Here is an 11956-nt window from a genome sequence, read left to right on the forward strand (position 1 = left end):
GTTCGCCGGTCCGCGCGTTATTCCGCGACGAGGACGGCCTTCTCGATCACGACGTCCTCGAGCGGCACGTCGTCGTGGAAGCCCTTGCGGCCCGTTTTCACGGCCTTGATCTTGTCCACCACGTCGGTGCCGCCGGTGACCTTGCCGAACACCGCGTAGCCCCAGCCCTGGGCCGAGGGAGCGGTGTGGTTCAGGAAGCCGTTGTCGGCCACGTTGATGAAGAACTGGGCGGTGGCCGAGTGCGGTGCGCTCGTGCGGGCCATGGCCACGGTGTAGTTGTCGTTCTTGAGGCCGTTGTTGGCTTCGTTCTCGATCTCGGCGCCGGTGGGCTTTTGCTTCATGCCGGGCTCGAAGCCGCCGCCCTGCACCATGAAGCCCGGAATCACGCGGTGGAACACGGTGTTGTCGTAGTGACCGTTCTTCACATAGTTGACGAAGTTCTCGGCCGACTTCGGCGCCTTGGCGCTGTCGAGTTCGAGCGTGATCACGCCGTAGTTCTTGATGTGCAGTTCGACTTTGGGGTTGCTCATGAGGGAGTCCTTCTTTCGGATGTTCGGAGGAGATTACTTCGCCAGTGCGGCGGACTTGATGATGATGGGCTCGAGCGGCACGTTCTGCATGCCGCCCTTGTTGCCGGTTTGCACGGCACGGATCTTGTCGACCACCTCGGTGCCGGCCACGACCCGTCCGAACACCGTGTAGCCGTAGCCGTCGGGGTTGGGCGCGTTGAGCGAATCATTGTTCTTCACGTTGATGAAGAACTGCGAGGTGGCCGAGTTCGGATTGCCCGTGCGCGCCATCGCGATGGTGTAGCGGTCGTTCTTCAGGCCGTTGCTGGCTTCGAGCGGAATGGGTGCGCGCGTGGGTTTTTGCTGCATGTCGGCCGTGAAGCCGCCGCCCTGGATCATGAAGCCGTCGATCACGCGGTGGAACACGGTGCCGTCGTAGTGCTTGTCCTTGACGTACTGCAGGAAGTTCTCGACCGTCTGGGGCGCCTTGGCCTGGTCGAGCTCGACCAGGATGTCGCCGGCCGAGGTGGCGAGCTTCACGCGCGGGCCGGGCTGCTGCGCATGGACGGCACCCGCAAGCGCGAGCGAGGCGGCCAGCACGAGCGCGCCGCGGCGGCTGAAACGGGTGGACAGGGAAGGGGCTTGGATCGTCAAGGATGGCTCCGTGTGCGAATGATGTGGGGTGCGGGCCGGGCAATGCAAGCGGCCGCGGCCGGAGGATGCTGCCGGCGGTGGTCGTTACTTGCTGGCGCGGCCGACCGGCTTGCGGACTTCAGGCGGTGCCGCCGGCAGGGCCGCGGCATCGGCCTCGACCTTGGGCGTGAAGATCTGGCGGATCAGCGAGAGCTTGGGCGCCACGCTGGCGTTGGTGCTGGCGAATTGCTGCGCCCGCACATATTCCTGGGCCGCCAGGCGGGCGTACACGTCGCCGAGGTTCTCGTGCGCGGTGGCGTAGTTGGGGTTGAGCCTGAGCGCCTGCTCCAGCGCGGCGCGCGCCTGGTCGAACTTGCTTTGCGCTGCATAGAGCGCGGCCAGGTTGTTGTAGGGCTCAGGCAACTCGGGAAAATCCTGCGTCATCTGCGTGAACGCGGCAATGGCCTCGTTCTGCTTCTTCTGCTCGGTGAGGATCACGCCGCGCAGAAAGCGCATCTGCGGATCGCGCGGCTTGCCGGCAATGTAGGCGTCGGCCTTGGCGAGCGCCTCGTTCGACTTGCCCTGGCGCAGCAGGGTATTCACGTCGTCGTAGTCGTTGGCGTAGGCAGCCGAACCCCACAGGCTGAACAGCAGTGCGAAGGCGATGGAGAGTTTGGAGAACGCGACGTGCTTCATGAAGCCTCGGCAGGAGTGGGAATGCGGGCTTCGAAAACACCCGGAATGAGACGGCAGCAGCCGTTTATACTGCGATGCATTGTAGCCGAGGGGCCATGTCCAACCCCTCGTGGCCACTGTCCCGTCACCCCTGAAATACACCGTCGTTCGCCCGTGCCGCACGAGCGCGAAGCGACGCTTTCCGAGCCTCATGAGTCTGCGCATCTACAACACGCTTTCGCGTGAACTGGAGGAGTTCTCCCCATTGCAACCGGGCCGGGTGCGCATGTACGTTTGCGGCATGACGGTCTATGACCTCTGCCACCTGGGCCATGCACGCTCGATGATCGCCTTCGACCTTGTGCAGCGCTGGCTCAAGGCCAGCGGCTTGGCCGTGACCTACGTGCGCAACATCACCGATATCGACGACAAGATCATTCGCCGCGCGGTCGAGAACGGCGAAACCATCCGCTCGCTCACCGACCGCATGATCGACGCGCTGCACGAAGATGCCGATGCGCTCGGCATCGAGCGGCCCACCCACGAACCCCGCGCCACCGACTACATCCCGCAGATGCTGTCGATGATCGGCACGCTCGAGAAGAAGGGCCTGGCCTACCGCTCGGACAACGGCGACGTGAACTACGCGGTGCGCAAGTTCCCGGGCTACGGCAAGCTCAGCGGCAAGTCCATTGACGAACTGCATGCGGGCGAGCGCGTGGCCGTGCTCGACGGCAAGGACGATCCGCTCGATCCGGTGCTCTGGAAGAGCGCCAAGGCGAGCGAGCCTGAAGAAGTGAAGTGGGCCAGCGAGTTCGGCCCGGGCCGCCCCGGCTGGCACATCGAGTGCTCGGCCATGGCCTGCGAGCTGCTGGGCGAAACGCTCGACATCCATGGCGGCGGCGAAGACCTGCAGTTCCCGCACCACGAAAACGAAATTGCGCAGAGCGAAGGCGCAACCGGCAAGCCGCTGGCCAACTACTGGATGCACAACGGCTTCATCGTGACCGACAACGAGAAGATGTCCAAGAGCCTGGGCAACTTCTTCCTGATCCGCGACGTGCTCAAGAAGTACGACGCCGAAACCATCCGCTTCTTCGTCGTGCGGGCGCACTATCGCCGCCCGCTCAACTACAGCGATGTGCATCTCGACGACGCCCGCGCTTCGCTCAAGCGGCTCTACACGGCGCTGGACCTGGTCGCGCCGCAGGCGGTGGCCATCGACTGGAGCGACCCGTATGCGGCGCGCTTCAAGGCCGCAATGGACGAGGACTTTGCAACGCCCGAGGCCGTGGCCGTGCTGTTCGACCTGGCTGGCGAAGTGAACCGCACGCGGTCGCCCGTGCAGGCCGGGCTGCTGAAGGCGCTCGGCGGATGCCTGAACATCCTGCAGGACGATCCGAAGCGCTTCCTGCGCGCGGGTACCACGCTCGACGAAGCCACCATCCAGGCGCAGATCGATGCGCGCGCGGCCGCCAAGGCCGCAAAGAACTTCGCCGAGGCCGACCGCATCCGCAACGACCTCCTGGCGCAGGGCATCGTGCTCAAGGATTCGCCCACCGGCACAACCTGGGCCGCAGCGCAGTGAACGGAACCACGAATCCCATGCCTGCTTCCTCGAAAAATCCGGCGGTCCAGATCTTCACGCCGGACTATTGGGAAGAGGCCTGCAAGCACCTGTCCAAGAAGGACCGCGTGATGAAGCGGCTGATCCCGAAGTTCGGCGATGCCTGCCTCGAGTCGCGCGGCGATGCGTTCACCACGCTCGCGCGCAGCATCGTGGGCCAGCAGATCTCGGTGAAGGCCGCGCAGACCGTGTGGGACAAGTTCGCGGTGCTGCCGCGCAAGCTGACCCCGGCCAACGTGCTCAAGCTCAAGGTCGACGACATGCGCGCGGCAGGGCTGTCGGCGCGCAAGATCGAGTACCTGGTGGACCTGGCCATTCACTTCGATTCGGGCGCCGTGCATGTCGACGCCTGGAAGGACATGTCGGACGAGCTCATCATCGATGAACTCGTGGCCATCCGCGGCATCGGCCGCTGGACGGCCGAGATGTTCCTCATCTTCCACCTGATGCGCCCCAACGTGCTGCCGGTCGACGACCTGGGTCTGCTCAACGGCATCAGCGTCAACTATTTTTCGGGCGATCCCGTGAGCCGCAGCGATGCCCGCGACGTTGCCGTGGCCTGGGCCCCGTATTGCAGCGTGGCGACTTGGTATATTTGGCGATCGCTCGACCCGGTACCGGTCGCATACTGAACAACAGGAGAAGACGTTGGCGAAACGAACCTTCCTCGACTTCGAGCAGCCCATTGCTGAACTCGAAACAAAGATCGAAGAACTGCGCTATGTACAGACCGAATCGGCGGTCGACATCTCGGAGGAAATCGACCAGCTCGGCAAGAAGAGCCAGCAGCTCACCAAAGACATCTATAGCGACCTGACGCCCTGGCAGATCACCAAGATCGCGCGGCATCCGGAGCGGCCCTACACGCTCGACTACGTCAACGAAATCTTCACCGACTTCGTCGAACTGCACGGCGACCGGCACTTTTCCGACGACCTCTCCATCGTGGGCGGCCTGGCGCGCTTCAACGGCACGCCCTGCATGGTGCTCGGCCACCAGAAGGGGCGCGACACCAGGGAGCGCACCGCGCGCAACTTCGGCATGAGCAAGCCCGAGGGCTACCGCAAGGCGCTGCGCCTCATGAAGACGGCCGAAAAGTTCAAGCTGCCGGTCTTCACCTTCGTCGACACGCCCGGTGCCTATCCGGGCATCGACGCCGAGGAGCGCGGCCAGTCCGAAGCCATCGGCCGCAACATCTACGAGATGGCGCAGCTCGAGGTGCCGATCATCGTCACCATCATCGGCGAAGGCGGTTCCGGCGGCGCGCTGGCCATTTCGGTGGGCGACCAGCTCGTGATGCTGCAGTATTCGATCTACTCGGTCATCAGCCCCGAAGGCTGCGCCTCCATTCTCTGGAAGACCAGTGACAAGGCGCAGGAAGCGGCCGATGCGCTCGGCATCACCGCGCACCGCCTGAAGGCGCTGGGCCTGGTCGACAAGATCGTGAACGAACCGGTCGGCGGCGCGCACCGCGACCACCGCCAGATGGCCGCTTTCCTCAAGCGCGCGCTCAACGACGCCTTCCGCCAGGTCAGCGACCTGAAGCCGAAGGAACTGCTCGAGCGCCGCTACGAACGCCTGCAGAGCTACGGGCGCTTCAACGACACCAAGGCCGACACCGGCAGGTAAACAAGCCAGCGCGCTGCTCCTTCCATGAACGAAGCCTTCGAACGCGCCATGGCCGCGTTCGAGCCGGCGCACCTGCCGCTGGCGGTGGGCTTCAGCGGCGGTGCGGATTCCACGGCGCTGCTGGCCGCTTGTGCCTCGGCCTGGCCAGGGCAGGTTGTTGCCTTTCATGTGCACCATGGCCTGCAGGCCGCCGCCGACGATTTCGAGCGCCATTGCGCGGCCGTGTGCGAACGCCTCGGCGTGGCACTGGTGGTGCACCGCGTGGACGCCCGCCATGCGCAGGGCGACAGTCCCGAAGATGCGGCGCGCCGCGCCCGCTATGACGCCTTTGCAGCGATGGCGCGCATGGATACGGCGCTTGGTGCTATTGAATCGATAGTCCTCGGGCACCATGCCGACGACCAGGTCGAAACCCTTCTGCTGGCGCTCTCCAGGGGCGCCGGTTTGCCGGGCCTCGCGGCCATGCCCGCGCATGCGCGGCGCAACGGGCTGGACATCTACCGTCCGTTGCTGGCGGTGCCCGGGGCCGACATTCGCGCGTGGCTCAAGGGCGTGGACCTGCCCTGGATCGAGGATCCGACCAACGAGGACGAGCGCTACACCCGCAACCGGATCCGCGCCGTGCTGCTGCCCGCGCTGGAGCGGACTTTCCCCCAGTTCCGCGCCACCTTCGCCCGCAGCACCGGCCACGCCGCGCAGGCGCAGGAACTGCTGGGCGAACTCGCGGCGCAGGACCTGGGCGTGGTGGGCAACCCGCCCCGCATTGCCGCGCTGCAGGCGCTTTCACGCGCGCGGCAGGCCAATGTGCTGCGGCACTGGCTGATGCAGGCGCACGGCTGCGCGCCCAGCGCGGCGCAGCTCGACCAGTTGCTGGACCAGGTTCGCGCCTGCACCACCCGCGGCCACCGGATCCACCTCAAGGTGGCCAATGGATTTGCCCAGCGCAGGGGCGACCTGCTGCATTGGTACAATTCCGGGCCCTCGCCCAAGGCTTCGCGCTGACGGCTCGCAGGGCGCCGCGCTGGCACTCGGGAGTGCAGCGGCGGCCCTTCCCATTTCTCTGAATTCATCCATGGCATTGATCGTTCACAAATACGGCGGTACGTCGATGGGCTCGACCGAGCGCATCAAGAATGTCGCCAAGCGCGTCGCCAAGTGGGCGCGCGCCGGCCACCAGATGATCGTGGTCCCGAGTGCCATGAGCGGCGAAACCAATCGCCTGCTCGGCCTGGCCAAAGAGTTGGCGCCGAGCAAACCGAGCGACGCCCACGGGCGCGAGCTCGACATGCTCGCCTCGACCGGCGAACAGGCTTCGTCCGCGCTGCTGGCCATTGCGCTGCAGGCCGAGGGCATGGAAGCCGTGAGCTACGCGGGCTGGCAGGTGTCGGTGCGCACCGACAACTCCTACACCAAGGCGCGCATCGAGAGCATCGACGACGAGCGCGTGCGCGCCGACCTGGACGCCGGCAAGGTGGTCGTCATCACCGGCTTCCAGGGCGTGGACGACGACGGCAACATCACCACGCTGGGCCGCGGCGGCAGCGACACCTCGGCCGTGGCCATTGCGGCAGCGATGAAGGCGCACGAGTGCCTGATCTACACCGACGTCGACGGCGTCTACACCACCGATCCGCGCGTGGAGCCCGATGCGCGGCGCCTCTCGACCGTGAGCTTCGAAGAGATGCTCGAGATGGCGAGCCTGGGCTCCAAGGTGCTGCAGATCCGCTCGGTGGAATTCGCCGGCAAGTACAAGGTGCCGCTGCGTGTGCTCTCGAGCTTCACGCCGTGGGACATCGACATCAATGAAGAGGCCAAGTCCGGCACGCTGATCACTTTCGAGGAAGACGAAAACATGGAACAAGCCGTCGTATCCGGCATCGCTTTCAACCGCGACGAAGCCAAGATCTCGGTGCTCGGCGTGCCCGACAAGCCGGGCATCGCGTATCACATCCTCGGTGCCGTGGCAGACGCCAACATCGAAGTCGACGTGATCATCCAGAACCTCAGCAAGGACGGCCGGACCGACTTCAGTTTCACGGTGCACCGCAACGAGTATGCGAAGACGGTCGATCTGCTGCAGTCGAAGGTCATGCCCTCGCTGGGCGCGACCGAGATCGTGGGCGACACCAAGATCTGCAAGGTCAGCATCGTGGGCATCGGCATGCGCAGCCACGTGGGCGTTGCCAGCAAGATGTTCCGCGTGCTGAGCGAAGAGGGCATCAACATCCAGATGATTTCCACCAGCGAGATCAAGACCTCGGTCGTGATCGACGAAAAATACATGGAATTGGCCGTGCGCGCCCTGCACAAAGCCTTCGATCTGGACCAACCGGCCGCCTGATGGTGGCATAATCTCGGCTTCTTTCAGGAACTGTGACCGAGTGGCCGAAGGTGCTCCCCTGCTAAGGGAGTATGGGGTGTAGAGCCTCATCGAGGGTTCGAATCCCTCCGGTTCCGCCAGATAGCAAACAAAAACGCCCCTCACGGGGCGTTTTTCATTTGGGGCGCTGCACCCGCAGCAGCCACCCCTGCCGCGGCCCCTGCGCGCCGTGACACATTGTCCCGCTCCTGGGACATCGCCGGCCTCCTGAACGCGCCCTGGCCCCGGTGCCCCCTCTGGGCGCATGGACGGAACGGCCCTTGCTATGACAAGCGAGTCCATGACCTCGCCTCATCGCACACCGCCGCCCATGACTTCCGCCGACCTCGCCTTTGCTTCCAGGCTCGACCAGAGCGTTCGCACGGTGAGCGTGAGCGCGCCCGGGCGCCTGCACCTGGGCTTTCTGGACCCCTCGGGCTCGCTGGGGCGCGCGTTCGGCAGCCTGGGGCTGGTGATCGACAGCTTCACCACCGACCTCGAGCTGTCGGCGTCCGCGTCATCGGACCAGCTGTCGGCCGACGTGCCGGCCGGCGAGGCGGAACTGGCCCGCGCGGCGGACTATCTGGCGGTGTTGAAGCAGCGCAGCGGCCGCCACGCGCCGCTGTCGCTGCGGCTGCGCCATGCGCTGCCGCCGCATGCGGGCTTCGGCTCGGGCACGCAGCTCGCGTCGGCGATCGGGCGGGCTTTTGCCGAATGGCATGGGCTCGATCTGGACACGGGCACGCTGGCGCACTGGCTCGGGCGCGGCCTGCGCTCGGGGATCGGCATTGCGGGGTTCGACAGCGGCGGCCTGCTGCTCGATGGCGGCCCGGGCGCCGACGGGCTGCCCGCACCGCTGCTGTCGCGCATCGAGTTTCCGGAAGAATGGCGCGTCATCGTGGTCCAGGACCCCGTGCACAAGGGCCTGTCGGGCGGCGCGGAGAAGAAAGCCATCGCGGCCTTGCCACCCCTGCCGCAGGCGGGCGCGGCCGAGATCTGCCATCAGGTCCTGATGCGGGTGCTGCCCGGCGCCGCGCGTGCGGAGTTCGCGCCCTTTGCCGCGGGCATCAACCGCATGCAGCAACTGCTCGGCCAGCACTTTGCGCCGGCGCAGGGCGGCATCTACACGAGCGCGGCGGTCGGGCGGCTGATGCACTGGTTCGCGGATGCGAGCCGGGGGCATGACGCGGCCATCGGCCAGAGTTCATGGGGCCCCACGAGTTTTGCGATCGTGCCTTCGCACGTGCGGGCCGAGATGCTGGTCGATGCTGCGCGCGCCTCCGGGCAGCTCGATCCGCGGCTGGAGCTGCGCATCGTCTCGGGCCGCAACCGCGGGGCGGTGGTGCGGGGCCGTGCCGCCGAGCCGCGCAATCGTTGAATCCTGCTGGCGCAACCACCCGCCGCCCTCAACCTTCCACATCAACATCAACCAACGCAGGTCCTCATGGAACGTCCCCGCATCCTCCACATGTTCACTCCCGGTCAACAGATGAGCCCGTTCGACATCAACATGGCGGCGGACGCCGGCTACCAGATCATCGTGCCGTACTGCGAAGTGGGCCTGGACCGCATCACCGGACTGACCCAGGACACGATCTTCTCGCGCGGGCCCAAGGGCGTGGCGCGCACCGGCATCTTCATCGGCGGGCGCGACGCGCAGCTGGCGGCCGACATGCTCGAGCGCGCACGAACCTCGATGGTCAAGCCCTTCGTCGTCTCGGTGATGGCCGACCCGAGCGGTGCCTACACCACGGCGGCGGCCATGGTGGCCTGCGTCGAGGCCGCGCTCAAGCGCCACCATGGGCAGGGCCTGGAAGGCCAGCGCGTGGTGATCCTTGGCGGCACGGGGCCGGTGGGCCGCGTGGCCGGTGTGATCGCGGCAGGGGCCGGCGCCGAGGTGTACCTGTCCAGCCGCAACGGCATCGACGCGGCGCAGGAAGCGGCCGACGAAACCGGTCAGCGCTTCGGCGTGAAGCTGCACGGCCTCTCGGGCGGCGACCCCGACGCGGTGCGCCGCTCGATCGCCGATGCCGATGTGCTGCTGGCCTGTGCGGCCGCGGGCGTGCAGGTCGTATCGAGCGAGGCGCTCGGCGCCGCGACGCGGCTCAAGGTGGCGTCCGACGTGAATGCCGTGCCGCCCGAAGGCATTGCCGGCGTCGGGGTGATGGACGACGCCAAGCCATTGGCCGGCACGCAGGCCGTGGCCATCGGCGCGCTGGCCGTGGGCAACGTCAAGTACCAGACGCAGCATCGGCTGCTGGTGCAGATGTGCGAGGCCGAAAAGGCGCAGGTGCTGAGCTTTCCCGAAGCCTTTGCGGTGGCCCGCGCATTCCTGGTCGAGCAGGCCGGGAAGACGGCTTGAAGCCAGCGGGCACCATGCAGACGATCGCCGTCGCCGCCATCTCTGCGCGCGCCATGGCCGACGCGGCGGCAAGCGACGGCTTCAAGGTGGTCGCGCTCGATCTGTTCGGCGATGTCGACACGCGCCGGGCCGCGTCGCGCTGGCTGCCCATTGGCGCGCCCGGCAGTTTACAGATCGATGCGGCCAGCGTCCTGGCTGCGCTGCGGACACTGGCTGAGGACAGCGAGCCGGTGCAGGGCTGGATTGCAGGCAGCGGCTTCGAAGGCGAGCCCGATTTGCTGGAAGAGGGCGCGGCCGTGCTGCCGCTGATCGGTACCGCGCCTGCGGCCGTGCGCCGCCTGCGCGATCCCGCGGCCTTCTTCGGTTTTCTCACGGCGCAGGTCATCCCCTTTCCGCAAGTGCTGCTGCAGCCGCCCGAGGACCCCGCGGGATGGCTCATGAAAGACGCGCACGGCTGCGGCGGCTGGCATGTGCGCCATGCGCCGTGGTCGATCGACGAGCCGCCGTCTTCGCACCACTACTTCCAGCGGGAGATGGCCGGGCTGCCGATGTCGGCCACCTTCGTTGCCAACGGCCGCGACGTTCACGTGCTCGGCTTCAACGAGCAGACCGTGCGCCGCTTCGGCACGCGGCCTTTCGTGTTCTGCGGCGCCGTCGGGCCGGTGCCCGTGTCAGAGGACATCGCGCGCCGCGTGACGGCCATTGCGCGCACGCTGGCCGTGGAGTTCGAACTGCGCGGCCTGTGCAGCCTCGACTTCATGCGCGACGGCGACGCCATCGGCGTGCTGGAGGTCAACCCGAGGCCACCGGCCAGCATGAGCCTCTACAGGGCGCGCGCCGGTTCGCCGGGCGTGATGCAGGCCCATCTGCGTGCCTGCCTGCATGGCGAACTGCCGCCGCCGGTGCCATCGCATGCGCAGGAGGTCGAAGGCATCGAGATCGTATTCACGCGGCAGCCGCTGCAGCTCGACGCGGCCGCGGCGCAGCGCCTTGCCGCATGGCCCGGTATCCGCGACCTGCCCGAAGCCGGCCAGCGCTTCGAGATCGACGATCCGCTGTGCACCCTGACCGCGAGCGGCAGCGGCGCGCAGCAGGTGCGCGCCCGCTTGAGCGAAGGCCGCGAGCGGCTGCTGCAATCATTGGAGACCAAGGCATGAGCAACACATCCTCGCCCACAGCCACTTCGGGCCTGAGCGTCAACCTGCTGGCCCGTCCGCTGGTCGAGCGCCTGCTGGCCGATGCCGATGCGCTCGGGCTGCAGCTGCGCCGCGACGACAGCGGCGCGCGCATCGTCGACGCCGGCATCGAGGCACGCGGCAGCGTGGCGGCCGGCCTGCGGATCGGCGAGATCTGCATGGGCGGGCTGGGGCATGTGAACCTGCGCAGCGGTGGCAGCGGCGAGGGCTGGCCCACGTGGCTCGACGTGCGCAGCTCGCAGCCGGTGCTGGCCTGCCTTGGCAGCCAGTACGCCGGCTGGAGCCTCTCGGCCACCAAGGAAGAGACCGGCGGAAAGAAGTTCTTCTCGCTCGGCTCGGGACCGGCGCGCGCGCTGGCGGTGAAGGAAAAGCTCTTTGCCGAACTGGGCTACCGCGACCATGCGTCCTGCGGCGTGCTGGTGCTGGAAGTCGATCGCGCGCCGCCGAAGATCGTGATCGACAAGCTGCTGCGCGATTGCGGCCTGGCCGCGGAAGCGCTGACCTTGATCCTGACGCCCACCACCAGCCTCGCGGGCACCACGCAGGTGGTGGCGCGCGTGCTCGAGGTGGCGCTGCACAAGGCGCACGAACTGGGCTTTGCGCTGGGCAACATCGTCGAGGGTGCCGGCACCGCGCCGCTGCCGTCGCCGAGTGCCGATGGCGTCGAGGCCATGGGCCGCACCAACGACGCCATCCTGTACGGCGGCCGCGTGCACCTGACGGTCCGCGGCGACGACGACGCGGCACGCGAGCTGGCGCGTGCGCTGCCGTCGCGCAACTCGCGCGATCACGGGCGCTCGTTCGCCGAGATCTTCAAGGAGGTCGGGTACGACTTCTACAAGATCGACGGCGCCTTGTTCGCACCGGCCGAGGTGTGGGTCAGCAACATCGACAGCGGCAACACCTGGCACGGCGGCGCGCCCGACATGGCGCTGCTGCAGCGCCTGTGGCTGCAGGAGGCCTGAC

12 protein-coding genes and 1 tRNA gene are annotated in these 11956 nt (G+C 67.1%); 10 read left to right on the plus strand and 3 right to left on the minus strand.

Annotated elements, in window-relative coordinates:
- Positions 1–17 precede the first annotated feature (17 nt).
- The 3 genes from EJO66_RS06760 to EJO66_RS06770 form a co-directional block, all read right to left on the minus strand.
- A complete protein-coding gene (locus EJO66_RS06760; RefSeq protein WP_012748192.1) occupies positions 18–530 on the minus strand; it encodes a peptidylprolyl isomerase in 513 nt (170 codons plus the stop codon).
- A 33-nt stretch (positions 531–563) separates the two neighbouring features.
- Positions 564–1163 carry a peptidylprolyl isomerase gene (locus EJO66_RS06765; protein ID WP_124958069.1) on the minus strand — a complete coding sequence of 200 codons (600 nt, stop codon included), beginning with the start codon at positions 1161–1163 and terminating at the stop codon, positions 564–566.
- A gap of 84 nt (positions 1164–1247) precedes the next feature.
- Entirely contained in the window at positions 1248–1838 is a 591-nt protein-coding gene (locus tag EJO66_RS06770) for a tetratricopeptide repeat protein (RefSeq protein ID WP_124958068.1), read from the minus strand.
- Between the two features lie 190 nt (positions 1839–2028).
- Between EJO66_RS06770 and cysS the strand changes: the two genes are divergently transcribed.
- From cysS to mch, 10 genes are all read left to right on the plus strand, one after another.
- A complete protein-coding gene (gene cysS, locus EJO66_RS06775) occupies positions 2029–3405 on the plus strand; it encodes a cysteine--tRNA ligase (protein WP_124958067.1) in 1377 nt (458 codons plus the stop codon).
- Between the two features lie 17 nt (positions 3406–3422).
- Positions 3423–4076, plus strand: coding sequence for a DNA-3-methyladenine glycosylase family protein (locus EJO66_RS06780; protein WP_124958066.1), 654 nt, complete (start codon positions 3423–3425; stop codon positions 4074–4076).
- Between the two features lie 16 nt (positions 4077–4092).
- A complete protein-coding gene (locus tag EJO66_RS06785) occupies positions 4093–5073 on the plus strand; it encodes an acetyl-CoA carboxylase carboxyltransferase subunit alpha (protein WP_124958065.1) in 981 nt (326 codons plus the stop codon).
- 24 nt (positions 5074–5097) lie between these two features.
- A complete protein-coding gene (gene tilS / locus EJO66_RS06790; RefSeq protein ID WP_124958064.1) occupies positions 5098–6075 on the plus strand; it encodes a tRNA lysidine(34) synthetase TilS in 978 nt (325 codons plus the stop codon).
- Between the two features lie 70 nt (positions 6076–6145).
- A complete protein-coding gene (locus tag EJO66_RS06795) occupies positions 6146–7414 on the plus strand; it encodes an aspartate kinase (protein WP_124958063.1) in 1269 nt (422 codons plus the stop codon).
- Positions 7415–7440: 26 nt separating this feature from the next.
- Positions 7441–7533, plus strand: a tRNA-Ser gene (locus EJO66_RS06800).
- A gap of 230 nt (positions 7534–7763) precedes the next feature.
- Positions 7764–8810, plus strand: a complete 1047-nt coding sequence (locus tag EJO66_RS06805; RefSeq protein WP_125964789.1) for a beta-ribofuranosylaminobenzene 5'-phosphate synthase family protein — start codon at positions 7764–7766, stop codon at positions 8808–8810.
- Positions 8811–8876: 66 nt separating this feature from the next.
- On the plus strand, positions 8877–9794 hold the full coding sequence (locus tag EJO66_RS06810; protein WP_124958061.1) for an NAD(P)-dependent methylenetetrahydromethanopterin dehydrogenase: 918 nt from the start codon (positions 8877–8879) through the stop codon (positions 9792–9794).
- 14 nt (positions 9795–9808) lie between these two features.
- Positions 9809–10951, plus strand: a complete 1143-nt coding sequence (locus EJO66_RS06815; protein WP_124958060.1) for an ATP-grasp domain-containing protein — start codon at positions 9809–9811, stop codon at positions 10949–10951.
- Positions 10948–11955 (plus strand): methenyltetrahydromethanopterin cyclohydrolase, encoded by a 1008-nt coding sequence (mch, locus tag EJO66_RS06820; protein WP_124958059.1) that lies wholly within the window; start codon positions 10948–10950, stop codon positions 11953–11955. The genes EJO66_RS06815 and mch overlap by 4 nt, the downstream gene beginning before the upstream one ends.
- Position 11956 lies beyond the last annotated feature (1 nt).

Origin of the sequence: Variovorax beijingensis (assembly GCF_003951285.1) — a bacterium.
GTDB classification, from domain to species: Bacteria; Pseudomonadota; Gammaproteobacteria; order Burkholderiales; family Burkholderiaceae_C; genus Variovorax; species Variovorax beijingensis.